The organism is Bradyrhizobium sp. USDA 336 (assembly GCF_044908355.1).
Classification (GTDB): domain Bacteria; phylum Pseudomonadota; class Alphaproteobacteria; order Rhizobiales; family Xanthobacteraceae; genus Bradyrhizobium; species Bradyrhizobium yuanmingense.
In genome coordinates, this window is record NZ_JBIYDC010000002.1 from 503,665 (window position 1) to 529,945 (window position 26,281).

Sequence of the window (26,281 nt, forward strand, 5' to 3'; positions counted from 1 at the left end):
GGCTGCCGCTGAGAGCGGAAAGGACGCGGCAGCGAACGAAGCCCTCACCCCCCGTAACTCTGCACCAAGCTCCCGGCCACCAGCGACCAGCCGTCGACCAGCACGAAGAAGATCAGCTTGAACGGCAGCGAGATCGTCGCCGGCGGCAGCATCATCATGCCCATCGACATCAGCACCGAGGCGACGACGAGGTCGATGATCAGGAAGGGCAGGAACAACAGGAAGCCGATCTCGAAGGCGCGCTTCAGCTCGGAGATCATGAAGGCGGGGACGAGAATGCGAAGTGCGAGATCGTCGGGCGTGGCCGGCGGCGGCTCGCCGGAGAGATCCAGGAACAGCTTCAGGTCCTTTTCGCGCACGTTCTTCTGCATGAAGCCGCGCAGCGGCACGGAGGCGCGCTGGAATGCATCCTCGACGCCGATCTGGTTGGCGACAAGCGGGCGGATGCCCTCGTCGTAGGATTTCTGCAGCACGGGGCCCATCACGAAGAAGGTCAGGAACATCGCGAGCGCGATGATCACCGAGTTCGGCGGGGCGGTCGCTGTGCCCATCGCGGTGCGCAGCAGCGACAGCACCACGACGATGCGCGTGAACGACGTCATCATGATCAGGATCGACGGGGCGATTGAGAGCACCGTGAGCAGCGCGATCAGCTGGATCGCGCGCTCGGTGACGCCGCCGCCACCAGCGCCGCCGCCGAGATTGATGCTGATGTCCTGGGCATGCGACGGCATTGCGAGCGAAGCCGCGCCGACCAGGACAGAAAGGAAAAGAACTCTACGCGGGAGGGCCGGCAACCTCACGAAGACGGCTTCGGACGGCCGAGCAGGGAGGCCATCTCGTCTTCGAGATTTTCAAAGCTGGTCTTTTCCGCAGCCGGCTTCGCCGGCGCAGCGGGCGGTGCCGGCGGCTCGCTGCGGGCGGCGCGCGCCGGAGCGGGCGGCGGCTCGGGCGCAACCGGAGGCGCGACCGCTTCCCCGGCCGGGCGGCGCAGGGCAGCCTCGAGTCGCTGCGCCATTTCGGCGAGATTCTGCTCGGCGCTCGAGGGCGCGGCAGCCGCTGCCGGCGGGGGAACGGGCGCAGCCTGCGGCACGGGTGGAGGAGGCGGTGGTGCCGCGGCGCGCTCGGCCCGCACCGGCGGCATCTTCATCGGCTCACTGCCGCGCGGCGGACGCGGCATCAGCGGCGGCTCGCCGCGGGCGATGCGCGGCGGCAGCGGCTCGGGCCTCGGTTCGCGCTCGGGACGTGGCGCGATCGGCTCCGGCGTAAAGCCGCCAAGAGCCGGCTCGCTGCGGCGTTCGGCCAGTGCAGGCGCAGGCCGGCGCACTTCGTCGGCGAAGGATGGCCGCGCGGGCCGCGGCGGTGGCTCGGGCATTTGCGGTTCGGGATGATCGAGCAGCTCGGGCCGCGGCGCGTCGTCGGCCCAGCCGCCGGCATCGGGCAGGGGGGCAAGGCGCGGCGGTTCGGCGGCACTCGGACGTTGCGGAATCTGGTCGCGGCTGGGCGCGGCGCGAACGATGTTGGGCTCGACGACGATGTCGGTCGGGCCGCCGATCATCAGCAGATGCTCGACATTGTCGCGCCGGACCAGCACCAGGCGGCGCCGGCCGTCGACCGCGGCGGCGTCGATCACGGCGAGGCGGGGCATCCGGCCGCGCTGGGTGTTGGCGCCGATGCGGCTTCCGGCGAATCGGCGAACCAGCCATGCAGCGACGCCGATCAACGCCAGAACGACGATGAACGCGACGATGAAGGTGATAGGGCTGCCTTGCATACTTGTCCCCGACAAATGGCGCTTTTTTCGTGCCCATGGTCAGTCGAATCGACCACCGGCGGACGATGCCCCAAACTGCGATTTATTAACGTTCCACGGCAAGTTTTGCCGTCCCCAACTCTTAATAACCCATGAATCGCCCGATCCAAAACGACTTCTTGCCCTGTGCACGTCTCGCCAAACGGCTGGGTTAATGCCACTTTTCGCGGCGTCGAATGGCGGGGCGCAAGAATCAGTTTCGGCTGGGGACATGCATCACGACCGGTCCTTAACCAGCTGTTAACCATACAGGCGGCAAATTCTGCCTAGCGGCGGTCCCTAGGGTCCGTCGGGGCGGAGGGGGCCGCGACGATGTCCATCAACGATATTCCGGAACTGTCGGTGCTTCGCACCAAGATGCAGTGGCATCAGGAGCGCCAGCGCGTCCTGTCCGAGAACGTCTCCAATTCCGACACGCCGAAATTCCGGCCGCGCGACCTGGTCGAGCCCAAGTTCGACAAGGCCGGCACCGTCACGGGGTCCATGGGGCCCTTGGTCCTGACCCGGACCAGCGCCTCGCATTTGGCGCCGTCGGGGGCCCCTTCCGCCTTCGACCAGAACAAGAATGCGGGCTTCGAGACCCGCCCGGCCGGCAATGCCGTCAATCTCGAGGAGGAGATGATGAGGGCCGCCAGCAACCAGATGGATTACGCGGCGGTGACCTCGCTCTATTCGAAGAGCCTGCGCCTGCTGAAGACCGCGATCGGCAAAGGTTAGGCCCTAAAGGAGGCGGATCATGGCAAATGACAGCAGCGACTTCGCCCGCTCCATGGCAATCGCGACCTCGGGCCTGCGCGCGCAGGCCGGCCGCATGCGGGTGATCTCGGAGAACATCGCGAATGCGGATTCGACGGCGCAGACTGCCGGCGGCGATCCCTACCGGCGCAAGGTGCCGACTTTCTCATCCGCGCTCGACCGCACGCTCGACGCGCAGGTCGTCACCCTCGGCAGGATCAAGCCCGACCAGTCCGCCTTCCGCGTCAGATACGAGCCGAACAATCCGGCGGCGGATGCCAGCGGCAACGTCAAATATCCCAACGTGAACTCGGTGGTCGAGATGACCGACATGCGCGACGCACAGCGGTCCTACGAGGCCAACCTCAACATCATCAGTGCGACGCGCCGGATGATCCAGCGCACGCTCGACATCCTCAAGAGCTGAACAGGACATTTAAGCCATGGCATCACCGACAATCGCCGCCAATGCTTACGCCAGCCTCGCCCGCGTGCTCGAGAACACCGGCGCCGGCAAGGGCAGCGAACCGAACGGGCAATCCTTCGCCGCGCTGCTGAAGGACGCCGTCGGCAGCGTCGTGGAATCCGGCCGCAAGTCCGACGCGCAGACCGTGGCAATGGCCTCCGGCAAGGCCAACGTGATGGACGTGGTTACGGCGGTCGCAGACACCGATGTCGCGGTGTCCACACTGGTCTCGGTCCGCGACCGTGTCATCGCGGCCTATGAAGACATCATGAAGATGCCGATCTGATTTGAAGCGAGTGGCGAATGGCGAATGGCCAGCTCTGGCCACCATCCGCTACTCGCCATTCGCTACTCGCTTCTCGCGCCTTCCTCTAACCCCATCGGAACCTCCAAATGACCGGACCCGAGACCCTCGACGTCGCGCGCGATGCGATCTGGACCATCGTGATCGTGTCGTCGCCGCTGATGGTGGTCGGCCTCGTGGTCGGCGTCATCGTGTCGCTGTTCCAGGCGCTGACGCAGATCCAGGAGCAGACGCTGATCTACGTGCCGAAGATCCTCGCCATCTTTGCCACGATGCTGTTGGCGCTGCCGTTCATGGCCGATTCGATGCACGCCCACATGCTGCGGATATCGTCGCGAATCATAGGCGGCTGAGGCACTATGCGTGAATTATGCGCATCGACGTCTCGCTGCTGCCGGCGCTCGCCGCTTCCTTCATGCTCGCCTTCGCCCGGGTCGGCGCGATGGTGATGCTGCTGCCCGGCCTCGGCGAGACCAACATCCCGACGCGGATCAAGCTGTCGATCGCGCTGCTGCTCACGCTGATCATCCTGCCGCTGCATCGCAACGCCTATCAGGTCGACATGGGCTCGCTGGCCCCGCTGCTGGTGCTGATGCTGCATGAGATCGCGATCGGCATCGTGCTCGGCGCGACCGCGCGCGTGACGTTGTCGGCGCTCCAGGTTGCGGGATCCGTGATCGCGCAGCAGATGGGGCTCGGCTTCGTCACCTCGGTCGATCCGACGCAGGGCCAGCAGGGCGTGCTGGTCGGCAACTTCCTGACCATGCTGGGCGTGACGCTGCTGTTTGCCACCGACAGCCATCATCTGGTGATCGCGGCGCTGAACGACAGCTACAGGATCTTCTCGCCGGGCGAGACCGTGTCGAGCGGCGACGTCGCCTCGCTTGCGACGCGCGCCTTCTCCGCCGCGTTCCGCCTCGGCTTGCAGCTCTCCGGGCCGTTCCTGGTGTTCGGCCTCGTCTTCAATATCGGACTGGGCGTGCTGGCGCGGCTGATGCCACAGATGCAGGTCTATTTCGTCGGCGTGCCGCTGTCGATCTTCGCGGGCTTCCTGGTGCTTGCCGTGGTGCTCACCGCGATGATGGGCACCTTTCTCGACTACTTCATCGGTGTCATGCACCAGATGATGCCGCTCAAGTGAGGGGGATCGATCGGTGGCGGAAGACAACGATCCCGAAAGTCAAACAGAAGACCCGACGCAAAAGCGCCTCGACGATGCGCTCGAACGCGGCGACGTCGCCAAGAGCCAGGAGATCAACACCTGGTTCATGATGGCGGGCGGCACGCTCGTCGTCTCCACCTTCTCGGGCTCGGTCGGCAGCGGGCTGCTGACGCCGATGCGCAACCTGCTTGCCAATTCCTGGATGATCAAGACCGACGGCAAGGCCCTGCTCGCGCTGATGCAGCAGATCGAGTTCGCCGTGCTTGCCGCGATCGGCGTGCCCCTGTTGATGCTGGTGCTGGCGGCCATCGCCGGCAACATGCTGCAGCACCGGCTGGTTTGGTCGGCCGAGTCCCTCAAGCCCAAATTCAACAAGATTTCGCCGGGCGCCGGCTTCAAACGCATCTTCGGCAAACAGGCGGCGGCCAATTTTCTCAAGGGCATCGGCAAGCTGGTCGCCTTGGCCGTGGTCATGACCATGATCCTGTGGCCGGAGCGGCACCGCATGGAGGCGATGGTCAGGCTCGATCCGGCCGCCATGCTCGGCGCCAGCACCAGCATGACCATCCAACTGCTCGGCGCGGTGGTCGCCGCGCTCGCGATCGTCGCCATCGCCGACTATTTCTTCCAGTACCGAAGCTGGTTCCAGCGGCAGAAGATGTCGCTCCAGGAGATCAAGGAAGAGTACAAGCAGTCCGAAGGCGACCCCCACATCAAGGGCAAGATCAGGCAGCTGCGGCAGCAGCGCGCCAAGAAACGCATGATGGCGGCGGTTCCCAAGGCCTCCGTGATCATCACCAACCCGACCCACTATTCGGTGGCGCTGTCCTACGAGCGCGGCATGACCGCGCCGATCTGCGTCGCCAAGGGCGTCGACAACCTCGCCTTCAAGATCCGGGAGATCGCCCGCGAGCACGACATCCCGATCGTGGAGAACGTGCCGCTGGCGCGCGCGCTCTACGCCACGGTGGACATCGACCAGGAAATCCCGACCGAGCACTACCATGCCGTCGCCGAAGTCATCGGTTACGTCATGCGCCTGAAGCGCGGATTCAGTGCCGGGCGGGGATAAGATGCCCGAAAAGTACCGGAAATGGCCGTAATCTGGGAATCAGCGTACCTTTCGCCGCTGCTGCCCTTGCACCTTAGGGTCCGATTCAGGCAGGGAGGACCCCATGCGCCCCGTGGCGCGTTGATTCTCTGCCGACAGGCTGCGCCAGCTCGAGAATGACCGCCGAGACCGACCACGACCTCACACGCGAGCCCGTTGCGGCGCACGAGCCGTCGCCGCGCTCGGGCAGCATTGCGCTGGTGCTGCTGGTGGCCGCCGGCCTCGTCGCCGTGGCGGTCGGGCTGATGACGCTCGGGCGCGCCCAGGCGCAGCCCTATATCCTCGGTATCCTCGCCGTGCTGGCGATGGTCGGCCTGTTCAACCTGTTCGCCTTCGCCGCCGGCATCATCCGCTTCGCCGACCGCAATCTCGACGACCCCATCATCGGCCGCATCTCCGATCACGCCTTCGACGGCCTCGCGGTCACCGACGCGCGCGGACACGTGGTCTATTCCAATGCCGCCTATCTGACGCTGACCGGCGCCACCGGCCCGCAGGACGTGCGCCCGGTCGAGCGCGTCTTCATCGGCAACCCCGACGTCTCGGAAGCCGTGTTCCGGCTGCTCAAGGCCGCGCGCGAGGGCAAGCGGCAGCAGGAAGAGGTGCGCATCTCCGGCCATGACGGCAATCAGGGCCGCTGGCTGCGCATGCGCGTGCGCCCGCTCGGCACCGGCAAGCGGGAGGCGAAATACGCGGTGTGGTCGATCGCCGACATCACGCGCGACCGAGAACGCCAGGAGGACGTGTTCCAGGAGCTCCAGCACGCGATCGAATATCTCGATCACGCCCCGTGCGGCTTCTTCTCGGTCAATCCGGCCGGCGAGCTCGCCTATGTCAACGCGACATTGGCGAACTGGCTCGACTACGACCTCGCCGAGATCGGCTCCGGCGGCCTGAAGCTCACCGATATCGTCTCCGGCGACGGCGCATCGCTCTTGACCTCGATCGTGGCGGTGCCGGGCGAGGTGAAGACCGAGGTGTTCGACATCGACCTGCGCATGCGCACCGGCAAGACCATGCCGGTGCGGCTCTATCACAAGCTCGCCTTCGGCGCCGACGGCGCGCCGGGGCCCTCGCGCACGCTCGTGATAAGCCGCGCCCGCGACGAGCGCAGCGACCCTGATCGTGCCGCCGAAGTGCGCTTCATGCGCTTCTTCGACCACACGCCGATGGCGATCGCGACCGTCGATCGCGCCGGCAACGTGGTGCGCGCCAATGCGCGCTACGCCAAGCTCAGTCAGGCGCTGGGGCTCGACACCTCTTCCAAGTCGATCTTCCGCGCGGTCAATGCGCGCGACCGGCACCTCCTGATCGCGGCCATCAACCAGGCCGCCGACGGCAAGGCCGATATCGCGCCGGTCGAGGTGGCGCTGGAAGGGGCCAAGGAGCGCTGGGGCCAGTTCTTCGTGACGCCGGTCGATTCGGCCGAGACCGAGGCGGAAGCCGCCATCGTGCACATGCTCGAGACCACCGAGCGGCGCGCGCTGGAAAACCAGATCAACCAGTCGCAGAAGATGGAGACGGTCGGCCAGCTCGCCGGCGGCATCGCCCACGACTTCAACAACGTGCTGTCCGCCATCATGATGGCGAACGACTTCCTGCTGAACGCGCACAAGCCGACCGACCCGTCCTTCCAGGACATCATGCAGATCAAGCAGAACGCAACGCGCGCCGCCACCCTGGTGCGGCAGTTGCTGGCGTTCTCGCGGCGGCAGACGCTGCGGCCGCAGGTGCTCGATCTCGGCGACGCGCTGTCCGATCTCACCATGCTGCTGCGCCGGCTGATCGGCGAGAAGGTCAAGCTCGACCTCGTCCACGGCCGCGACCTCTGGCCGGTGAAGGTCGACGTCTCCCAGTTCGAGCAGGTGATCGTCAACCTCGCGGTGAACGCGCGCGACGCCATGCCTGACGGCGGCAAGCTGATCATCCGCACCGCCAACGTCACCAGTGACGATGCGGGCAAGCTCGCCTACAAGGGCATGCCCGCCGCGGATTATGTCCGCATCGAGGTCGCCGACACCGGCACCGGCATCCCCGCCGACATCCGCGACAAGATCTTCGAGCCGTTCTTCTCGACCAAAGAGGTTGGCAAGGGCACGGGCCTCGGGCTCTCCACCGTCTACGGCATCGTCAAGCAGACCGGCGGCTTCATCTACGTCGATTCCGAGCCGGGGCAGGGCACCTCGTTCCACATCTTCCTGCCGCGCCACATCGCCGAACCGGAGGTGCAGGTCGAGCAGCCCGCAGCCGCAATCGGCGCGACCAGCGGCGCCGCGAAGGAAGCCGCGCCCGCGGCGGCGGCAGAGGCGAAGCCGCGTACCGACCTCACCGGGCAGGGCACCATCCTGCTGGTCGAGGACGAGGAGGGCCTGCGCGCGCTCAATGCCCGCGGCCTGCGCTCGCGCGGCTACACCGTGGTCGAGGCCGAGAACGGCGTCGAGGCCATGGAGGTGCTGGACGAGCAAAGTGGCGCGATCGATCTCGTCGTCTCCGACGTCGTCATGCCGGAGATGGACGGCCCGACGCTGTTGAAGGCCATGCGCGAGAAGAACCCCGACATCAAGTTCATCTTCGTCTCCGGCTATGCCGAGGATGCCTTCGAGAAGAGCCTGCCCGAAGGCCAGCAGTTCGACTTCTTGCCAAAGCCCTTCACGCTCAGCCAGCTCGTCGCGGCGGTGAAGGAGACGATGACGAAGCAGGGGTGAGACCTGCCGCTCTCCTCGCAATGACGGCTGTGGGCCAGCTCGGCTCGCGGACCCGGGGAAAAGCGGAAATCGGGTCGTAAACCCGGCGGTAAGCATCCTCCAATGGTTCCCGTAAAACCCCTGTCATATATGGGCTTTTGCCACATCCCCGCGACTGAGGGCCGCAGCCGCAAGTTTCGAAACCGGCTTCACTTTTCGGGAAGTCTGACCATCTTAGGGGCACGTCCCCATGCCGGGGATTTGGGAAACGCACATGACTTTCTCGCTTCGCTCCCGGAAATTCTTCAACACGATCGCCGTCGTGCTGGCGCTTGCGCTGCCGACCGCGCTGACGATCTCGTCGGCCGACGCCCGCGCGGGTGGCGGCATGTCGTCCGGTTCGCGCGGTACGCGCTCCTATTCGGCGCCGCCGTCGACCACGACCGCACCCGGCTCGGCCTCGCAGTTCAATCGCACCTACACCCAGCCGGGCGCAGGCATGAACTCGGCGGCGACCGCGCCGGCGCGCGGCGGCCTGTTTGGCCGCGCCGGCGGCTTCATGGGCGGCCTTGCAGCCGGCTTCCTCGGCGCCGGCCTGCTCGGCATGCTGTTCGGTGGCGGCCTGTTCGGCGGCCTCGGCGGCCTGTCCTCGATCATCGGCCTGATCATCCAGATCGCGCTGGTGGTGCTCGTGGTCCGGCTGGCGATGTCCTGGTGGCAGCGCCGTCACGCTCCGCGGGCGGCTTACGCCAATGCTGAGGCCGGCGCAGCGCCCGGACCGCAGACGAACTATCGCAGCGGTCTTGGTGGCGGCCTCGGCGGCTTCGGCTTCGGCGCCAACAACGCGCCGCTCGAGATCAAGCCGGACGACTATGAGGCGTTCGAGCGCCTGCTCGGCGACGTCCAGGCCGCCTGGTCGAACGAGGACGTGGCCAAGCTGCACACGCTCGCGACGCCGGAAATGGTCTCCTATTTCGAGCAGGACCTCGCCCAGAACCGCGCCCGCAATGTGGTCAACAAGGTCACGGATGTGAAGCTGTTGCAGGGCGACCTCGCGGAAGCCTGGCGCGAAGGCGAGACCGACTATGCCACGGTGGCGCTGCGCTTCGCGCTCACCGACAAGACGGTGGATCGCAACACCGGCGCAATCGTCGCCGGCAGCGAGCAGCCGGGCGAGGCGACCGAGATCTGGACCTTCGCCCGCCGGCCGGGCACAGGCTGGGAATTGTCAGCGATTCAGCAGACCAACTGATCGCGGACGAGATGAGGAACCAGGGCGTCGTGCTTCGGCACGGCGCCCTTTTCTTTTGGGCCTCTCGCAGCACGGCATCGGAATAAGCGGGGGGCGCCTCGGGTTGAAGTCAGGCGGCGAACAAAAACAACGTTGGGAGGACAGGATGATCCGTATCGAGAGATCCATGACGATTTCCGGTGTAGCGCTGGCCATGGTCTTGCTTGCTTCCCCATCGGCGCTGGCGCAGTCGGCCGACATGACCTTCTTCGTGACCTCCAACGGCCCCGGCAAGGGCGCCGATCTCGGCGGTCTCGAAGGAGCCGACGCGCAATGCCAGAAGCTTGCACAAGCCGCCGGCGCCGGCACAAAGACTTGGCGCGCCTATCTGTCGACGCAGGCCGCCGACGGCAAGCCGGCCATCAACGCCAAGGATCGCATCGGCAAGGGGCCGTGGCAGAACGCCAAGGGCACGGTGATCGCCAAGGACGTCGCCGAGCTGCACGGCGCGACGAACAATCTCACCAAGCAGACCGCGCTCAGCGAGAAGGGCGAGGTCATCAATGGTGCCGGCGACCAGCCGAACCGGCACGACATCCTCACGGGATCGCAACCGGACGGCACCGCGTTCGCAGGGCCGGACGATCGCACCTGCAAGAACTGGACGTCGAGCACGCAAGGCGCCGCGATGGTCGGCCATTTCGATCGCCGGGGTCTGCGCGACGATGAGCCCTCGAAATCCTGGAACAGCTCTCACCCCTCGCGCGGGCCCGACGGCGGCTGCTCGCAGGCCGATCTGAAGACCACCGGCGGCGACGGTCTGCTGTACTGCTTCGCGACGAATTGAGTTTGGGGCGCTAAGTTCTTTCCAGCCGTCATTGCGAGGAGCTCTTGCGACGAAGCAATCCAGAGTCTTTCCGCAGAGGCAGTCTGGATTGCTTCGCTGCGCTCGCAATGACGGGCAGGTTGCGCGGCCGTTGCCTCACGCTGACGGAACCTTCAGCCACGTGCTACATTGGTCCGATCGCCTCCACGCTCACGGACCTCTCCCATGAAATACGAGCTCTACTACTGGCCCGAGATCCAGGGCCGCGGCGAATATGTGCGGCTGGCGCTGGAGGAGGCGGGTGCCGCTTACGTCGATGTCGCGCGCGGTCCGCGCGGATCGGCCGCGATGATGAAGATGATGGATGCGCAGAAGGGCACGCCGCCCTTTGCGCCGCCGTTCCTGAAAGCGGGCAAGCTCGTCATCGGCCAGACCGCCAACATCCTGCTCTATCTCGGCTCCCGCCATGGGCTTGCGCCGAAGACGGAAGCCGGCAGGCTTTGGGTGCACCAGCTTCAGCTCACGATCACCGACTTCGTCGTCGAGATCCACGACACCCATCATCCGCTCGGGCCCTCGCTCTATTATGAGGATCAGAAGGCGCCAGCGAAGAAGCGCACGGCCGACTTCTGGGACGAGCGCGTGCCGAAATATCTCGGCTATTTCGAGCGGCTTCTCGCCGGGAGCGGCGGCATTTACGTGACGGGCCGGCGCCTGACCTATGTCGACCTCTCGCTGTTCCAGCTCGTCGATGGGCTGCGTTATGCTTTCCCCAAGCGCATGAAGGCGTTCGAGAAGGATGTCCCGGGCCTCGTCGGCCTGCACGAGCGCATCGCCGCGCGGCCCAACATCAAAGCCTATCTCGCAAGCGAGCGCCGCATTCCCTTCAACGAGCAGGGCATCTTCCGCCGCTATCGCGAGCTGGATCGATAGCGGCTTCGTGCAGTTGGCGCGTTCACCAGACGCCGGGGATGAGGCGATAGCGCACCCGCGCCGTATAATCGGCATAGCCGGGCAGGCCCTCGCGCAGCGTGCGCTCCTCGATCGGGATGCGGACCGCGAGCAAGGCGAGGAGGAGCGGCATCATCGCAAGTCCCCACCACGATCCCAGCAGCAGCGGCACGCCGGTGAAGAACAGGGTCATGCCGCTGTACATGGGGTGGCGGACATAGGCGTAGGGACCGGTCGAGATCACGTGCTGCGCGCGCTCGGCTTGCAGCTTCACCACGGGCGCGGCGAACGAGTTCTCGCGGAACACCCACATGGTGAACAGTGTCGAGGCCAGGAATAGCCCGAGGCCGAGCACCTGCAACGCCGTCGGCATGTCTGAGGATCGAACGCGCCGGTCGAGCCCCATCACGGCAAGCCAGGCCAGGATGGCGACGATGAACAGCGCCATGAACATCTTGTCGGCGGCGGGCTGATCCTTTTGCAGCACCGGCCGCAGGCGTTCGGCGAGCAGCGCCGGATCGGTCCGGTAGAGCCACCAGCCGCAGAGTGGGCCGAGCAGGACGGAGGTTGCGAGGAAGGCCCAGGCCGACGGCCAATGCAGCGTCCCGGCGCACGCGAACAGCAGCGCGCCCATGCCGACGACGAACACCGTGTTCCGCAATAGCAGCCGTGCGAACATGCGCAGGTCCCGAGTGAACGGCGCATGATCCTCGTGCAGCTATCCGGCAAAGATGCGGCCGGACACGCCAAAAGCCCGATCGACCGGATCGGGCGCTTCGGTCTCGGGACGCCTGATCAGGCGAGCTGGTCGATCCGCGTGCCCTGACCCGGCGGCAGCGGCGCCGGCGGCTGCGGCTTGAAGGTCGGATTCTCGTCCTTGACCTTGGTCTGATCGTCCTGCGGCTTGGTCGTGTCGTAGTTCGGAACCACGATCGCGATCGGCGGGGGCGCAACGGTAGAAACCTTCATCCGCAAATCCTCACACATGGAAACAATCAAGCCTGCCCTGCGAGGAGCGAAATTTCCTTCAAGCCAATCGTTAAAATGTGAGGGAATTGGCGCGGTGAAGGCTGTGCACGCTGGCATCCGCGTGGTGCAAACCGAGACGACGAGGCCTCTCCCCGTCATTGCGAGGAGCGCTTGCGACGAAGCAATCCAGACTGCTTCCGCGGATACAGTTCTGGATTGCTTCCGCCTTCGCCAAGGCTTCGGCGGACAAGTCGCTGCGCTCGCAACGACGGAGTGCGTGGCGACCGCGTGGCGGCCCAACTGCGCCCCTATTCGTCCTTGCCGCGCGTGATCGCGATCGACGCTTCCGTCTTGGTGCGGGTGCATTCCATGTTGAGTCGGCGGTAGCGCATGGTGACCTTGTCGCCGCGGAGCAGGCCCATCCGCTTCAGGCAGCGCGTCGCGCCCGTCGTGGTGTCGTCCTTGGTCACGGTGAAGACGATCGCCGCCATCGAGCCGACCAGCGCGTAGAATTCCGGCTTCGGCTTGCGATCGCCCTTGGCGTAGAGCTCGATGGAGTATTTGTCGCCGCGGCAACCCACGGACAGCTCCTTGGCCGCCGGGTGCGTGAGATAGACGACGTTGGCGGCGCGGAAATTCACCTTGAGGCGATCGACCTGGCTCGCCAGCTCCTTGGCGCTGTCGTCGCAGCGATCGGCGCGGGCAGCCGAAGTGAGGGCCACAAGGCCGGTGATGGCGGCGGCGACCAGGATCGCGCCGCGGACGTTCAGTTTCAATGTCATGATGAAAAGTCCCTTAGGGCACGCATTCAAGCGTCGGCGGACGCGAATCGCAAGGGTGGTCAGAGGCATTTCCACGAGCTGTGCCAATGCCTTCCCGTGCCGAACCTACCCCTCCCATGCGCACCGCTCCCTTTCTTTTCTGGCTGGAATGCGCTTAGAACGCTTCTATGCTGAGAGGCCCGCCAGGGCCGCAAAACCCCGAGATTTGCCCCATGAACGCTCCCACCGCCTTCCCCGACCAGTCCAAGCCCGTTCCGCCCTACAAGCACACCCCGCTGTTCCCGCTGGGCAAGGACGAGACGCCCTACAAGAAGATTTCGTCCGAGGGCGTCAGGGTCGAGAAGGTGCTCGGCAAGGACATGCTGGTGGTGTCGCGCGAGGCGCTGCGGGCGCTGTCGGAGGCAGCCTTTGGCGACATCAACCATTATCTGCGCCCCGGCCATCTGAAGCAGCTCCGCGCGATCCTGGAGGACGGCGAGGCCAGCCCCAACGACAAGTTCGTCGCGCTGGACTTCCTCAAGAACGCCAACATCGCGGCCGGCGGCGTGCTGCCGATGTGCCAGGACACCGGCACCGCGATCATCATGGGCAAGAAGGGCTGCAACGTCATCACCGACGGTGACGACGAGGCGGCGCTGTCCGAAGGCGCGCGTGACGCCTACCTGCGCCGCAATCTGCGCTACTCGCAGGTCGCGCCGCTCTCGATGTACGAGGAGAAGAACACCGCCAACAACATGCCGGCGCAGTGCGAGATCTACGCCGAGGGCGATGACGCCTACAAGTTCATGTTCATGGCGAAAGGCGGTGGCTCCGCCAACAAGAGCTTCCTGTTCCAGGCCACGCCTTCGGTGCTGACCAAGGACCGGCTGCTCGCGTTCCTGAAGGAAAAGATCCTCACCCTCGGGACCGCGGCGTGCCCGCCCTATCACCTCGCCATCGTGATCGGCGGTACCTCGGCCGAGCTGTGCATGAAGACGGTGAAGCTCGCTTCGGCGCGCTATCTCGATGCGCTGCCGACGCACGGCTCGCCCGACGGCAACGCCTTCCGCGACGTCGAGATGGAGAAGGAAATCCACAAGATGACGCAGTCGCTCGGCGTCGGGGCGCAGTTCGGCGGCAAGTATTTCTGCCACGATGTGCGCGTGATCCGCATGCCGCGCCACGGCGCCTCGCTGCCGATCGGGCTTGGCGTGTCCTGCTCGGCCGACCGCCAGGTGCTCGGCAAGATCACCAGGGACGGCGTCTATCTCGAGGAGCTCGAGCACAATCCCGCGCAATATTTGCCGCAGGTCGAAGAGTCGCTCGGCGGTGAGGTCGTCAAGATCGACCTCAACCAGCCGATGAAGGACATCCTGGCGACCTTCTCGAAATATCCGATCAAGACGCGGGTCTCGATGACCGGCACCATGATCGTCGCGCGCGACAGCGCCCATGCCAAGTTGCGCGAGCGTCTGGAGAAGGGCGAGCCGCTGCCGGATTATTTCAAGAACCACCCGGTCTATTATGCCGGCCCCGCCAAGACGCCCGAGGGCTACGCCTCCGGCGCGTTCGGTCCGACCACCGCGGGCCGTATGGATTCCTTCGTCGACCAGTTCCAGGCCGCCGGCGGTTCGATGGTGATGGTGGCCAAGGGCAACCGCGCGCCAGCCGTGCGCGAGGCCTGCAAGAAATACGGCGGCTTCTATCTCGGCTCGATCGGCGGCGCCGCTGCGAACCTCGCCGAGCACTGCATCAAGAAGGTCGAGGTGCTCGAATATCCCGAGCTCGGCATGGAAGCGATCTGGCGCATCGAGGTCGTGGATTTCCCCGCGTTCATCATCATCGACGACAAGGGCAACGACTTCTTCAAGGAGTTGAATTTGGGCTGAGGCGGCGTTCCCCCGGATGCTGCGCAGCATGAAATGCTGCGCTGCTGATCCGGGGTCCATCGTGGAGCCTGGGTCCCGGCTCTGCGTCGCATCACTTCGTGCTGCGCCGCGTCCGGGACACGAGCGCGGCGCTTGCTCGCCTATTTCGCTAGCTGCAATTCGTGACCTGGTTGGAGCACAGCGCGCGCCACCAGCCGCGGACGCCGTCGTGGCTCTCGACCAGACCCCAGAGCCCACTGCAGGCGAAGATGCGCTTCGGGCCGCCGTCGGTGTCGAGCGCACCGCCGAGCTCGCGCTGTGCCGGCATCCATTTGGCATCGGTGAAGGGCGCCTGGAACAGCCCGCCCATGCGCGTGGCGCCATTGGCATAGTTCGCGCCGACCTTGTTCGAGGCGACCCAGCCGCGGCCGGCATAGGGCCTCGGCGCGTTGCGCGGATATCGCTTCTCGTCCTCATAGTCCTTGCCGGGCGGCCTCGCGCCTTCGATCAGGAACCAGCCGTCCTTGAAGCCGATGATGCGGAATTCGGTGAGCCAGCCGCCCTCGGGCGTGTTTTCGGCGCCGCCGAGCCTCAGCCGGTAAGGCGGCGGCAAGGTGCCAAGCACGCGCGCTTTCACCGAGGGTTCGGCACGCACGTTGAGGCCGCTGGAATCCTTGTCGATGGACCAGGCGCCGAGATCGCAGGGCTCGGTGCCAGCAGGCAGCGTTGCGCGCTTGGCGGCGAGCTCAGCGTGCAGCCTGGCGAAATCATTGTCGTCGTTATCAGGGGCCGGCCCGGTGCGCGGCTGCAGCTCGGCTGACGTCGCCCGCGTCGCATCTGCAGTCAGCGTGACGACCAGAGCCTGGCGCGCCGCAAAGGCGCTTGCCGGTGTCTTCGGATCGTTCGATGTCGCGGGATAGACCGCGAGATAGCCGGTCGACCCCTCGGTTCGATAAGCGGTGCCGGCAACATAGCCTGCCGGCACCAGAGCGAGCGCGCTCGCGCGCCACGCCGGTTCGCTGTCACCTGCGCGCGCGGCCTGTGCTACGGCAGACAGGACTGCCGCCGCGATGAGGAGGAGCGCACGCATCGGTGCAGCGCGTGGCTTTACGCCCGCGCGCCCGTGAACGGGAAGCTGCCCATCGGGCCGATGCCCATCTCGCCACTGATGCTGTCACCGGAAACCGTGCCGGTGAATTCGAGCGTGAGCGGCATCGGCTTGTCGATCGAGACCTTCCAGGAGACGTTGTCGCCGGAGACGGTGCCGTCGAAGATCTCGGTGGTATTGCCTTCCGCGCCCTGCGTGCCCGTGAGCGTGCCGCCCGCAGCCTTCAGGCTCAGCGTCGCCTGGCGCTCGCCCATCGGCGTCGTCATGGTCAGATTCCAGTTGCCGTCTACGGCCATTCCCGTCTCCCGAACAGATTGCGGCGGTCCGCGACGATCCGCGGCCGTCCCTGGCCGAGCCTATAGCCCAACTCGCAGCTCCTGCCTAACGCTCCGGTAGGGCATTTAGGCGCGGGCAGCGGCACGTCGGCGGTTGGTTACGATCAGCCGCAGAACGAAGTACTGCACGGCAAAAGCCAGGATCTTGGCGCCGCCTGCGACCACCATAAGATAGAACGCCCAGAGCTTCAGATCGCCGGTGGCGGCGACTGCCATCATGCCGGCGCCGATCACGAACATCAGCGCCGCCCAAGCATAGCCCGCGATGGTGACATATTCCGGGACGGTCTCGACGATGACGGGCGGCATGTAGCGCAGCATCCAGCCGCGTTTGAGCATGATCGCGCCGATCGCGAAATGTGCGATCGAGGGTTTTGCCAGCATGAAGCGCGGATCATTGGTCAGCAGCGTGATACCGCCGAGCACGATGACCAGAGCGAGACTCGCATAGGTCATGTAGTGGAGCGGCTGTCCCTTGAGGCGCGCATAGACCACTTGCACGATCGCGCCAGCAATCGCCACCGCCGTTGCGAGGATCACGTTGTCTGTGAGGAGATAGACGGCCAGGAAGATGATAACGGAGAGGAGGTCGGAGGCGAGGCGGGCGAATACGTCCTTCATCGTCATTCCTGTTTCGCGGTCGTGGGCAGGGCGCAGACGGGCGCACCCTACTTGATCCGGCGATGCCCGGCATATCACTTTGTGAAGACAACCGTGCTGGTACGAGATGGCGCATGGCAGCCCCCCGACCAGAATGCCCGGCCGGGACCAGCAGCGCGGGATTCGGAACCGCAACAAGCAGGGCGCGATACGCGAGACACGGAGCCGCGCCGGACCACCCGTCTCTTACAATGTCAAGACGACGTAAACGACCTCCAGAAAATGAAGTGCTGCAACGAGCTGGCTGGTCATCTCGTCGACCAACCCGTCCAGGGCAGGCGCGACACCATCGGGAGTGCGGCCGCGAGTAGAAGGCCGGCAGCGAGCAGGACGCCGCCTTCGAAGAACGTGAGGCTGCGCCGGCGCAGCCGTATCGCGAAGCATGCAAGTACGGCGCCGGCCGGGGCGATGACAGCGGTGGAATACGCGGTGATCGAGAGCATGTGCATCGGGCTTTCTTTGACCACGCAATATCCACGTGGATTCCGGGGTCGCGATCTCCTCGCGTCCCCATTGGCGAGGGCTACGCCGCGCCGACCCAATTGCCATGGAAGCCGTCGGGAACGCGGTGGCCGAGCTGCACCAAGGCCGCGGGGCCGGCCTCGATATCGGTGGCATTGAATACGGCGAGGTCGCTGCGGTTTTCCCGCGCGCGCCAGACCACCGCGAGCAGCCAGCCGTCGCCTTCGGCGGCATCCCTGGATCGCTCGACGAAAACAGGCTCGGAGATGGTGTCGCCGGCCGGCAGCAGGTATTGGCCGAGCCGCCTGCCGTTGCCGTCGACATGGACGATGCCCGACAGCGCGCCGAACATCGGCAGCTTCGGATTGGCGCAGGCGTACCAGCCGTGACGACTCTTCAGGCCGGCGCGGCGATCGTCGATGCGCGGGAATTCCCCGGTGAGGTCGTCGAGATACGTCTGCTGGAAGCGGTCGGTATTGCCTGCGAGATCGAAGGTCCAGCGGCAATGGCGGGCGCGCGATTTCTCGGGATCGGTGGGGCGGCCATCCGGATGCGGAAACAGCGGCGCTTCCTCGAACTGCATGACGTCGGCGACGATGCGGCTCTCGTCCTCCCACGCATTCATGACATGGAAGACGTAGCAGGCTTCGGCACGAAACCAGACGATGTCCTTGGCCGTGCCGCTGCGCTTCATCACCCCGACATAGGCGCCCTTGTCCGGCTCCCAGGCATAGGGCGGCTTTCCGCTCATCGCGCGCTCCATGCTGCCGGTGATCGGCAGGATCGGAAACAGCACGTGGTTCGCGGTGACGATGAAGTCGTGCACCATGCTGGCATAGGGCGCCTCGAACCGCTCGAAGCGCGTCGCCTTTCCTGTTGCGTCGATCGATCCGTAGGAGAGGGCAGGCGTCAGCGGGCCCGCCGCGTTGTAGCCGAAGAACACCAGCTCGCCGGTGACGGGATCGATCTTGGGATGCGCGGTGAAGCTGCCGGCGACGCGGCCCTGGTAGTTGTGATAGCCGCGCGTTGCCAGCGTGCCCGGCTCGATCTCCGTCGGCAGATGCGCTTCTTCCAGCGCCAGCAGCTTGCCGGCGTGGAAGATGATGTTGGTGTTGGCGACGCCGCCATCGGTCAGGTTTGCCGGCGCATCCGGCAGCTTGCGGCCGAAGCCGCCGAACAGCGCGCGGCCGGCGTCGTGCTCGGCGAGCCATTTCGGCGTGCGGACCCACCGGTTGCGGTAGCTGGCGCGCCCGTTCTCGAGATGGAAGGCGTGCAGCATCCCGTCGCCGACGAACCAGTGCGCGCCGGGCGAATCGAACTGCGGATTGGGGCCGTTGCGATAGAGCGTGCCGTTCAGCTCGCGCGGCAATTCGCCGACGATCTTCAGGAAGGGCGCGTCGGCCTCGAACGGGATCGGCGCGATGTTGTTGCTGCGCTCGGCCATGGCGTCGTGCTGCACGGCGAATCCTCCCGTATCTTTACATCGTAAAGATTGGATAGACCCGATCGCAGCTTTCGTCAAGTGAAATCTTTACACTGTCAATATTGCGTCATATAGCTTGCAAATGGCCAAGACAGACACCAAGGGCGACGCGGCGCGCAGCCCGCGTACCCTAAGAAAAACCACCTCGACCGCGGCATCGCGCACCGCGCGGCGCGCCAGAAGCGCCAAGACCGAGACGCCGTATCATCACGGCGCGCTCCGCGAAGCGCTGCTCCAGGCCGCCGAACGGGTGCTGGAGCGCGACGGGCTTGCCGGCCTGACATTGCGTGCAGTGGCGCGCGAGGCCGGCGTCTCGCACGCCGCCCCCACCCATCATTTCGGCGACCTGACGGGCCTGCTCAGCGAGCTCGCGGCCGTCGGCTTCCGCCAGTTCAACGTGGTCATGGCCGCTTCGTGCGATGCCGCCACCACGCCGCTCGAAGCCGCGCTGGCGCGGCCGAAAGCCTACATCGCCTATGCACAGGCCCATCCCGGCATGTACGGCATCATGTTCCGCACCGAGCGGCTGGACTATTCGAGGCCGTCGCTGCACGAGGCGGCCGAGGCGTCTTTCGCCGGCCTTGCCAATGCCATCGGCATGATGCGGCAGGAGCAGATCAGCGGCGATGCGCTGACGCTGAACCAGGGTGCGGCAATCGCGCGGGCCTGGTCGCTGGTGCACGGCTTCACCATGCTGCTGCTTGACGGACGGCTGAAGGACATTCTCGCGCGGCTCCCGGAGGGGACGACGGCGGAGCGGCTGCTCGAGACGATGCTGACGGTGCCAGTGACGCCGAAGCTACCCGGCTGTTGAACCACGAAGGCTAGCGCCTGATCGCGAGCTCGACGGCGCGGCCGGGCGTGCCGATGATCTTGACCTCGTCCTTGGCGCAAGCGAAGCCGCGGGCAAGATCGTCCGCGGCCTTGCGCGCGAGCTCGTTGGCGTTCGGGTTGGCGGCGGCGTCGACATAGGCGACGTGGCAGACCGGGCCCGGCGGCAGCCGGGTCACGACCAGCATGGCCTTGGTGTTCGGCCGCCCCTGCTTGTCGGGATCGGAATTGTCGGCGATGTGCCAGCGCTGGATGATCGCAAACGGCTTTGCGCCGGCTGCGCGCCATTCGATGGTCGTTTCCGATGAATTGAACGGCCCGAACCAGACTTTTGCCGCGGGTTCCTCGGCTGCTGCCTTGCGCCTGCGCCCGACCGAGACGATCTCGCGAAGGTCGTCCTCGGCGATCAGCACGATCAGGCCGTCCTTGCCTGGACAAATCCGCGTGCTGCTGCCGTCGAGCGCGCTGGGCTTGCCGATTTGCCGGCAATCCTTTGGAGCCGTCGAGGTGTAGCTGCTGCCCAGGGATTGGGCCTCAGCGCAATTCAGGCCGATGCAGGTCATCAGGGCAACCATGCCGATGCTGGTAACGCGGTTCATATGCGGCTTCGATGCAGTGGGAACTTCGTACCATCAGACGTCTTGATTGTGGGCAAGGTTCAAACCCTGGTGGGATATACCTGACAGCAGCGCGGAATCGTTCTACAAGAGCGGCTTCGCTTGGGCTCCTCCTGCCTCGTTCGCGTTCTCATTTTCTCGATCATGCCAGCCACCTCGAACAAACCTTATCGCGTCGGCCGCTCCAAGACCGGGCTCGGCCTCTTCGCCACCAAGCCGATCAAGAAGGGGACCCGGATCATCCGCTACTTCGGACCGATCCTGGACTCGCGGATTCCAGAGCACGACGAGATCGAGAACAAATATCTGTTCGAGCTCAACGGGCGCTGGACCATCGACGGATCGGTGCGCAAGAACCTCGCGCGCTACATCAACCACTCCTGCCGGCCCAACGCGGAATCCGACGTCCGCCCGCGTGAGCGCAAGGTGTTCATCCGCGCCATCAGGAACATCGAGCCCGGGCGACGAGATCAACTACGATTACGGCACCGACTATTTCAAAGCCTATCTGAAGCCGATCGGCTGCAAGTGCGATTCCTGCGAGAAGAAGCGCAAGAAGCTGCGTGCCGAGGCGCGGGCGGAAGCCGCCAAGGTGAAGGCGCGGGCCGAGCGCAAGGCGCAGAAGGCGGCCGCGAAAACCACCGCTGCGAAAAAGAAGAAGCTGAACGGCAAGCACTTCCCCGGCAAGGTCGGCCGCGCCAAGGCGTAGCCTCGCGCGGCGGCCGCCGGCTTTCACGAGTCCCCTGATTGATCCTCAGGCTGCCGGCTGAAATGCAGCGGAGTCTCCACGCACCGTCATTGCGAGCGAAAGCGACTTGTCCGCCGAAGCCTTGGCGAAGGCGGAAGCAATCCAGAATCCCACCGCGGAAAGACTCTGGATCGCTTCGCTGCGCTCGCAATGACGCTGTTGATACAGCGCGTTCAGATGTCTGACCGTCACCCTGAGGCGGCCCGCCTCTTCGGCGGCCCTCGAAGGGGGGCGGCCCGCTTGCATGTCGTTCATACTTCGAGGCTCGCTGCGCGAGCGCCTCTGGCCCCGTCGGATGAATTGAGCCCTTGCGAAACCTATCGCTTTTCCGCGCCGCTCGCCGTACTCGCTGCCTACCGGCGAGGCGTCGGGCAAAACACCCAAAATCTGTCAATCTCGGCGCGCGAAAATATATCGCTTTTCCGAATTTCGGATTTGTGGCATACGTCCGCCAACCCGGCCCTGCCGGAGGGGCGCTTCGCGATCGTCACGAGATGCGGGCCGGGGTGCGGTGGACGCGGTAGCGCCGGCGCGATTTGCTTGAGGACAGGGCGGGCAACCGTGAGTCTCAGGCGATGCGCATACGACACGGCGCGGTCACAGCGGTTGGTCGATGGTCTGGGGTGCGCACACTAAGCCCCGGGCGCTGAGGCCAAATCGTCCGCGGACGGAGAAGTCGTGTGGTCCTGACGCCCGGGGTCTGTGCGTCAAGCCTTGCGGTGATGCGGTGGCCCGACCGGGTGCGCGCATCAGAAGCCGCAAGGCGACGGGGGCAATAGTGCATCGCTCCCCGAGGAGAGCACGAAGGACACCGTTAAAACCATCCGCGCAGGGAAGGCCGGGCGACCGGCATCACCTGTAGTCCACCCCGTGTGCATTTCCTTGTACACGGACTCGGGTGCCGCCGGCGCCCGGCCTTCCCTGCGCCCTCCGGCAACCGAAGGGCGCAAGCAACGAAGCAAAGCTCGGGCGAAATCCGCCGCGAGAACGCGAGGTCATGCATGCATCCGGGTACGATCCGATATGACGAAGCTTTCGCGTTCCCCGGTTTGCGCCGCGGAGCTGGCACGCTAGGATCACGCCGCCACGGCGCGCCCGCTCTTCTTCAAGCCCACATACTGCAGCTCGGCGAACACGCCGGTGGCGATGGCTTGCGCGACCACCATGAGCTGGCCGGCGAGGTTCGGCGACACCATGCCCGAGAGCAGCAGCGCGATGCTGCCGACGGTCCAGGCGGCATTGCCGATCACGACCAGCAGCACGAGCGATTTCGCGACCGTGGCCCGCGAGGCGAGCCAGCCCACCAGGGCGGTGTAGGCAATCAGGAACAGGCCGGTCTCGCGCAGCAGCGCTTCGGGCAGGTTGAACAGCGCTGCGAACGCGGTCGCGCCGAAGGTGAAGCCGAGTGCGGCGACGCCGCTGAAGATGGCGTCGGCGAACAGGGCGCGGCGCAGAAAGGTGGATGCATCGATCATCTCAAGGTCTCCTTGGTTGGGCTGGGGTGGAACTTTAGCGCCGACCACGCCACCAGGCGCGGAGCAGACGGGCGAGCCGGAACGGGCAGAGGCTCCTGCCGACGCCGTGCTCGAAGGCGATGACCTGCGCGAGGACATAGTCGCCGGTCGAATGCAGAAGCGGCTCCGGCATGTTGAGGCTCCGCGCCAGCATCCGCGTTGCGAACGCCATGGCCCAGGGCAAGACGTGGTCTGCGACGGTCCGGTAGAGCAGCAACGCGATCATGGTCATCTCCTGTTGCGACCCAAGATGCGCGTGCTCGTCCCCCAATTCGATTACCTCGGTGGTAATGGAAGCGCCTAAATCCACGTGCTAGCTTTTGACCATGAACGCACATGCTTCCACCGCACGCACCGAACGCAGCCAGCCGGTCCATATCGGCGACCATTTGCGCGAATGGCGGCAGCGCCGCCGCATGAGCCAGCTCGATCTCGCCGGCGAAGCCGAGATCTCGGCGCGGCATTTGAGCTTCGTCGAGACCGGTCGCGCCGCGCCCTCGCGCGACATGGTGCTCAGGCTCGCCGAGCGGCTCGACGTGCCCTTGCGCGAACGCAACGTGCTGCTGGTCGCAGCCGGTTTCGCGCCGGCCTTTCCGCAGCGCCCGCTGGAGGATCCCGCCTTGAAGTCAGCCCGTCAGGCGATCGACCTCGTCTTGAAAGCGCATGAGCCCAATCCCGCGCTCGCGGTGGACCGGCACTGGAACCTGGTCTCTGCCAATCGCATGGTGGCGCCGCTGCTCGATGGCATCCCGCAGCATCTGCTTGGCCAGCCCGTCAACGTGCTCAGGCTGGCCTTCCATCCCGAGGCGTTGGCACCGCGCACGGTCAATCTCGCCGAATGGTGCGGGCATCTTCTGGAACGGCTGCACCGGCAGTGCGAGGCGACAGCGGACCCTGAGCTGATCAAGCTCTACAATGATCTGAAGAGCTATCCAATTCCGGCGCGCTCGGCGCCGCTGCCAGCCGACAACGTGGCGATCCCCTTCAAGCTGCGGCATGGCGGGGAGATCCTCAGCTTCTTCTCCACCACCATGGTGTTCGGCACGCCTGTTGACATCACCCTGTCGGAGCTGGCGCTGGAGACGTTCTTTCCGGCGGACGAGCGCACCGCCGAACGGCTGAAGCAGATGGCGGCCGGGCTGCGCTAGCGCCGTTTACAGGACGGAGCAGCGCTCGCATAATCGGCGGATGGACACACGCGCGTTCCGGCGATTGCGGCCGGCCAATCCCGTCGGTGATCTCCTGCGCGGCTGGCGCACCCGTCGTGCCTTGAGCCAGGCGGAGCTTGCGTTCGAGGCCGGCATTTCGGTCAAGCATCTGAGCTATGTCGAGACCGGAAAGGCGGCGGCAAGCCGGGACATCCTGCTGCAGCTCGCCTCCGCGCTCGATCTGTCGTTGCGCGATCGCAATGCGCTGCTCGAGGCCGGCGGCTTCGCACGGCAATATGGCGAGCGCGATCTATCGGCGCCGGAGCTTGCCGAGGCGCGGCGTGCCATCGATCTTCTGCTTCTCCGTCACGAGCCGTTCCCGGCGATCGTCACCGACTGGCGCTGGAACGTGATGCAGGCCAATCGCGCCGCCTCGCGCCTGATGACCATGCTGCTTGGTCCTGCACGCATGCAGCGGCCGCTCAACCACATGCGCATGTTCCTCGCTCCCGACGAGCTCAAGCCGTTCGTCGAGAACTGGCCGATTGTTGCGGCCGCGCTGCTGACGCGGGCGCGGCATGAGGCAATGGCCGCGCCGCTAGACGAGGCCCTGCAATCGACCTGGCGCGAATTGATGCGGCTGCCGCAGCTGCCTGCGCCGGCGACCGAGGACAATGCCGCCCCGGGGCCGCTGTGCGAGGTGCGCCTGCGCAAGGGCGACATCGGCGTTGGTCTGATCGGTGCGGTGCTGACGCTCGGCACCCCCCAGGACGTGACGCTGCAGGAGCTTCGCGTCGAGATGTTCATGCCTGTTGATGCCGCCTCGGAAGGCGCCTTGGTCGCGCTTGCAGATCAGGACGCCTGAGCCTGCACGGCTTCGCGCCGCTCGAAGCTCATGGCCTGCATCACCTCCGCGAACGGCCCGTTGCGGTCACTCAGTGTCGCCGTGGTGAGGCCCGCGCCATGGGCGCCGACGCGCGTCGAGGCGCGGATCAGGATCCATTCGCCCTCGGGCGGACGGAAGAAATAGAGGCTGATTTCCGGGTTGATGAAGGTCCATTGGCGCATGTCGACGATCTGCGCGACGCCGCTGGAGAAGTCCGCGGCCTGCACCGCCTGGAGCAGCGGCGTGTTCGGCTCGCCCTCGACCAGCGGCGCATCGAGCCGCATCCAGGCCGCCGCCGGGCCCGGCTTCTCCAGCGCGCCCTCGATGAGGCGCACCGACACGTTCTGGAAATAGCGGCTCCATTTCTGGGCGAAGGCGGGCGGCGGGCTGCCGGCCTCGGGACCACTGTCGGGGGCCAAGGGCCTCGCGAAGGGATCGATGGGCGACTCGCCGCTCGGCGCCGTCAGCAGCGCCGTGCAGCGGCCGATCTCGGTCTCGCCGTCCATCAGCCGCACCTGCAGGGTCTTGGCCTTGCGACCGTCGCGCAGCAGCTCGCTGACCGGCCTGAACAGGCGCAGGCCCGCCGGCCGCCACAGATCGAAGGTCAGGCGGCGCACCGCAAAGCCGGATGTGGCGGCGAGGCGCTCGACCTCGCGGGTCATCAGCGCGGTGGTGGCGCTTCCCTGCAGCATGTCCGGCGACCACGGCCCGCCGGCATGCTCGGTGGCCCGGAACAGATCGCCGTCCGGCTTGAAAATGGCGCTCATCGCGGTCTCCCCTTTGGGCTTGATCGTGGCCGTAAGTATCGGGGCGGGGAGAACCGGTCACAATAACCGCAGAGGTGAAGTCGTGAGCCATGCAGGACGGGTGCCTTGCGCCGCCCCCGGTTCGGCCTATGTTCGGGCGGACCCTCGAAGTGCCCGAAGGAGGCGCCTGACATGAGCACGCTGAAACCGCTCCAGATCGACGTCGTCTCAGATGTGGTCTGCCCCTGGTGCTATATCGGCAAGCATCGCATCGAGAGCGCGCTGGCGCTGGTGCCTGACGTTCCGGTCAAGCTCAATTTCCGTCCCTTCTTCCTCAATCCCTGGGTGCCGCGCGAGGGCATCAGCCGCGAGGCCTATCTCACCCAGAAGTTCGGCTCGGTCGAAGCCTATAAGGGCATTGCGGGACGCGTCGTCGCGGCCGCGAGCGAGGAGGGCCTCGTCTACAAGCCGGAGCTCGTCGCGCGCCAGCCCAACACGACCGACTGCCACCGCCTGATCCTCTGGGCGGAAGCGATCGGCAAGGCCCCCGAGATGAAGCAGCGCCTGATGGAGTTGTACTTCCGCGACGGCGGCGATCTCACCGATGTGAACGTGCTGGTGCAGGCGGCCGCCGACATCGGCCTCGACGCCGACGACGTGCGCAAGCGCCTCGCCACCGACGAGGACGTCGCGCGCGTCTCGGCAGATGCGCAGGAAGCCGCCGACAAGGGCATCTCCGGCGTGCCGACCTATGTCTTTGCGCAGAAGTACGCCGTCTCCGGCGCGCAGGATCCGAACCTGCTCGCCCGCGCCATCCGCCAGGTCTCCGAGGAGATCAACGCGCAGGCGGCGGAGTAGCCTC

Annotated in this window: 30 protein-coding genes and 1 pseudogene; 16 read left to right on the forward strand and 15 right to left on the reverse strand. The window is 65.9% G+C overall.

Annotated features, from left to right (window positions below; translation table 11 throughout):
- Positions 1 to 44: 44 nt before the first annotated feature.
- A complete protein-coding gene (gene fliP, locus ABIA45_RS03080) occupies positions 45 to 803 on the reverse strand; it encodes a flagellar type III secretion system pore protein FliP (RefSeq protein ID WP_036013079.1) in 759 nt (252 codons plus the stop codon).
- Positions 800 to 1,774 (reverse strand): flagellar biosynthetic protein FliO, encoded by a 975-nt coding sequence (locus ABIA45_RS03085; RefSeq protein WP_157280797.1) that lies wholly within the window; start codon positions 1,772 to 1,774, stop codon positions 800 to 802. The genes fliP and ABIA45_RS03085 overlap by 4 nt, the downstream gene beginning before the upstream one ends.
- Before the next feature lie 351 nt (positions 1,775 to 2,125).
- On the opposite strand from ABIA45_RS03085, the gene flgB reads away from it, so the two are divergent.
- The 10 genes from flgB to ABIA45_RS03135 all read left to right on the forward strand — a co-directional run bounded on the left by flgB (position 2,126) and on the right by ABIA45_RS03135 (position 11,265).
- Entirely contained in the window at positions 2,126 to 2,530 is a 405-nt protein-coding gene (flgB, locus tag ABIA45_RS03090; protein WP_404651049.1) for a flagellar basal body rod protein FlgB, read from the forward strand.
- Between the two features lie 19 nt (positions 2,531 to 2,549).
- Entirely contained in the window at positions 2,550 to 2,975 is a 426-nt protein-coding gene (flgC, locus tag ABIA45_RS03095; RefSeq protein ID WP_036013073.1) for a flagellar basal body rod protein FlgC, read from the forward strand.
- Positions 2,976 to 2,991: 16 nt separating this feature from the next.
- A complete protein-coding gene (gene fliE / locus ABIA45_RS03100; protein ID WP_036043790.1) occupies positions 2,992 to 3,300 on the forward strand; it encodes a flagellar hook-basal body complex protein FliE in 309 nt (102 codons plus the stop codon).
- A 107-nt stretch (positions 3,301 to 3,407) separates the two neighbouring features.
- Positions 3,408 to 3,671: a flagellar biosynthesis protein FliQ gene (gene fliQ / locus ABIA45_RS03105; protein ID WP_025037372.1), complete on the forward strand. Its 264-nt coding sequence runs from the start codon at positions 3,408 to 3,410 to the stop codon at positions 3,669 to 3,671.
- A gap of 17 nt (positions 3,672 to 3,688) precedes the next feature.
- Entirely contained in the window at positions 3,689 to 4,459 is a 771-nt protein-coding gene (gene fliR / locus ABIA45_RS03110; protein ID WP_157280795.1) for a flagellar biosynthetic protein FliR, read from the forward strand.
- Positions 4,460 to 4,472: 13 nt separating this feature from the next.
- The gene (gene flhB, locus ABIA45_RS03115) at positions 4,473 to 5,552 is read left to right on the forward strand and encodes a flagellar biosynthesis protein FlhB (RefSeq protein ID WP_404651050.1); all 1,080 of its coding nucleotides are present in this window, start codon (positions 4,473 to 4,475) and stop codon (positions 5,550 to 5,552) included.
- Between the two features lie 155 nt (positions 5,553 to 5,707).
- On the forward strand, positions 5,708 to 8,296 hold the full coding sequence (gene cckA, locus ABIA45_RS03120; RefSeq protein WP_404651051.1) for a cell cycle histidine kinase CckA: 2,589 nt from the start codon (positions 5,708 to 5,710) through the stop codon (positions 8,294 to 8,296).
- Between the two features lie 229 nt (positions 8,297 to 8,525).
- On the forward strand, positions 8,526 to 9,527 hold the full coding sequence (locus tag ABIA45_RS03125; RefSeq protein ID WP_404651052.1) for a Tim44 domain-containing protein: 1,002 nt from the start codon (positions 8,526 to 8,528) through the stop codon (positions 9,525 to 9,527).
- 145 nt (positions 9,528 to 9,672) lie between these two features.
- The gene (locus ABIA45_RS03130) at positions 9,673 to 10,353 is read left to right on the forward strand and encodes a lectin (RefSeq protein WP_404651053.1); all 681 of its coding nucleotides are present in this window, start codon (positions 9,673 to 9,675) and stop codon (positions 10,351 to 10,353) included.
- Between the two features lie 204 nt (positions 10,354 to 10,557).
- The gene (locus tag ABIA45_RS03135) at positions 10,558 to 11,265 is read left to right on the forward strand and encodes a glutathione S-transferase (RefSeq protein WP_057030310.1); all 708 of its coding nucleotides are present in this window, start codon (positions 10,558 to 10,560) and stop codon (positions 11,263 to 11,265) included.
- 22 nt (positions 11,266 to 11,287) lie between these two features.
- On the opposite strand, the gene ABIA45_RS03140 is transcribed toward ABIA45_RS03135, so the two are convergent.
- The 3 genes from ABIA45_RS03140 to ABIA45_RS03150 form a co-directional block, all read right to left on the reverse strand.
- Positions 11,288 to 11,962, reverse strand: a complete 675-nt coding sequence (locus tag ABIA45_RS03140) for an isoprenylcysteine carboxylmethyltransferase family protein (RefSeq protein WP_271545061.1) — start codon at positions 11,960 to 11,962, stop codon at positions 11,288 to 11,290.
- Between the two features lie 116 nt (positions 11,963 to 12,078).
- Positions 12,079 to 12,252, reverse strand: a complete 174-nt coding sequence (locus ABIA45_RS03145) for a hypothetical protein (RefSeq protein WP_167361693.1) — start codon at positions 12,250 to 12,252, stop codon at positions 12,079 to 12,081.
- A 308-nt stretch (positions 12,253 to 12,560) separates the two neighbouring features.
- On the reverse strand, positions 12,561 to 13,034 hold the full coding sequence (locus tag ABIA45_RS03150; RefSeq protein WP_404539794.1) for a hypothetical protein: 474 nt from the start codon (positions 13,032 to 13,034) through the stop codon (positions 12,561 to 12,563).
- Between the two features lie 212 nt (positions 13,035 to 13,246).
- Here ABIA45_RS03150 and ABIA45_RS03155 point away from each other — a divergent pair, with 212 nt between their 5' ends.
- Positions 13,247 to 14,902, forward strand: a complete 1,656-nt coding sequence (locus ABIA45_RS03155) for a fumarate hydratase (RefSeq protein ID WP_404539797.1) — start codon at positions 13,247 to 13,249, stop codon at positions 14,900 to 14,902.
- A gap of 148 nt (positions 14,903 to 15,050) precedes the next feature.
- Here the strand turns inward: ABIA45_RS03155 and ABIA45_RS03160 are convergent, their stop codons facing one another.
- The 5 genes from ABIA45_RS03160 to ABIA45_RS03180 form a co-directional block, all read right to left on the reverse strand.
- On the reverse strand, positions 15,051 to 15,971 hold the full coding sequence (locus tag ABIA45_RS03160) for an SH3 domain-containing protein (RefSeq protein WP_404651054.1): 921 nt from the start codon (positions 15,969 to 15,971) through the stop codon (positions 15,051 to 15,053).
- A gap of 17 nt (positions 15,972 to 15,988) precedes the next feature.
- Positions 15,989 to 16,285: a hypothetical protein gene (locus tag ABIA45_RS03165; protein ID WP_036013050.1), complete on the reverse strand. Its 297-nt coding sequence runs from the start codon at positions 16,283 to 16,285 to the stop codon at positions 15,989 to 15,991.
- Between the two features lie 105 nt (positions 16,286 to 16,390).
- Entirely contained in the window at positions 16,391 to 16,945 is a 555-nt protein-coding gene (locus tag ABIA45_RS03170; RefSeq protein ID WP_157280912.1) for an inner membrane-spanning protein YciB, read from the reverse strand.
- 287 nt (positions 16,946 to 17,232) lie between these two features.
- Positions 17,233 to 17,451: a hypothetical protein gene (locus ABIA45_RS03175; protein ID WP_404651055.1), complete on the reverse strand. Its 219-nt coding sequence runs from the start codon at positions 17,449 to 17,451 to the stop codon at positions 17,233 to 17,235.
- Between the two features lie 56 nt (positions 17,452 to 17,507).
- On the reverse strand, positions 17,508 to 18,905 hold the full coding sequence (locus ABIA45_RS03180) for a carotenoid oxygenase family protein (protein ID WP_338122548.1): 1,398 nt from the start codon (positions 18,903 to 18,905) through the stop codon (positions 17,508 to 17,510).
- 106 nt (positions 18,906 to 19,011) lie between these two features.
- Between ABIA45_RS03180 and ABIA45_RS03185 the strand changes: the two genes are divergently transcribed.
- Positions 19,012 to 19,743 (forward strand): TetR/AcrR family transcriptional regulator, encoded by a 732-nt coding sequence (locus ABIA45_RS03185; RefSeq protein WP_404539803.1) that lies wholly within the window; start codon positions 19,012 to 19,014, stop codon positions 19,741 to 19,743.
- A gap of 10 nt (positions 19,744 to 19,753) precedes the next feature.
- On the opposite strand, the gene ABIA45_RS03190 is transcribed toward ABIA45_RS03185, so the two are convergent.
- The gene (locus ABIA45_RS03190) at positions 19,754 to 20,359 is read right to left on the reverse strand and encodes a hypothetical protein (RefSeq protein WP_404651056.1); all 606 of its coding nucleotides are present in this window, start codon (positions 20,357 to 20,359) and stop codon (positions 19,754 to 19,756) included.
- Positions 20,360 to 20,521: 162 nt separating this feature from the next.
- On the opposite strand from ABIA45_RS03190, the pseudogene ABIA45_RS03195 reads away from it, so the two are divergent.
- Positions 20,522 to 21,086: pseudogene (locus ABIA45_RS03195) on the forward strand (SET domain-containing protein).
- A gap of 45 nt (positions 21,087 to 21,131) precedes the next feature.
- On the opposite strand, the gene ABIA45_RS03200 reads toward ABIA45_RS03195, so the two are convergent.
- From ABIA45_RS03200 to ABIA45_RS03210, 3 genes are all read right to left on the reverse strand, one after another.
- Positions 21,132 to 21,380, reverse strand: a complete 249-nt coding sequence (locus ABIA45_RS03200; RefSeq protein WP_404651057.1) for a hypothetical protein — start codon at positions 21,378 to 21,380, stop codon at positions 21,132 to 21,134.
- Positions 21,381 to 22,201: 821 nt separating this feature from the next.
- Positions 22,202 to 22,600, reverse strand: coding sequence for a hypothetical protein (locus tag ABIA45_RS03205; protein WP_157280781.1), 399 nt, complete (start codon positions 22,598 to 22,600; stop codon positions 22,202 to 22,204).
- Positions 22,601 to 22,634: 34 nt separating this feature from the next.
- Positions 22,635 to 22,865, reverse strand: coding sequence for a hypothetical protein (locus ABIA45_RS03210; protein WP_197424487.1), 231 nt, complete (start codon positions 22,863 to 22,865; stop codon positions 22,635 to 22,637).
- A gap of 100 nt (positions 22,866 to 22,965) precedes the next feature.
- Between ABIA45_RS03210 and ABIA45_RS03215 the strand changes: the two genes are divergently transcribed.
- Positions 22,966 to 23,787, forward strand: a complete 822-nt coding sequence (locus tag ABIA45_RS03215; protein ID WP_404651058.1) for a helix-turn-helix domain-containing protein — start codon at positions 22,966 to 22,968, stop codon at positions 23,785 to 23,787.
- A gap of 40 nt (positions 23,788 to 23,827) precedes the next feature.
- Entirely contained in the window at positions 23,828 to 24,652 is an 825-nt protein-coding gene (locus ABIA45_RS03220) for a helix-turn-helix domain-containing protein (protein WP_404651059.1), read from the forward strand.
- Here ABIA45_RS03220 and ABIA45_RS03225 read toward each other — a convergent pair.
- The gene (locus ABIA45_RS03225) at positions 24,640 to 25,440 is read right to left on the reverse strand and encodes a thioesterase family protein (protein WP_404651060.1); all 801 of its coding nucleotides are present in this window, start codon (positions 25,438 to 25,440) and stop codon (positions 24,640 to 24,642) included. The two genes, ABIA45_RS03220 and ABIA45_RS03225, sit on opposite strands and share 13 nt — an antisense overlap.
- A gap of 171 nt (positions 25,441 to 25,611) precedes the next feature.
- On the opposite strand from ABIA45_RS03225, the gene ABIA45_RS03230 reads away from it, so the two are divergent.
- Positions 25,612 to 26,277, forward strand: coding sequence for a DsbA family oxidoreductase (locus ABIA45_RS03230; RefSeq protein ID WP_036043828.1), 666 nt, complete (start codon positions 25,612 to 25,614; stop codon positions 26,275 to 26,277).
- Positions 26,278 to 26,281 lie beyond the last annotated feature (4 nt).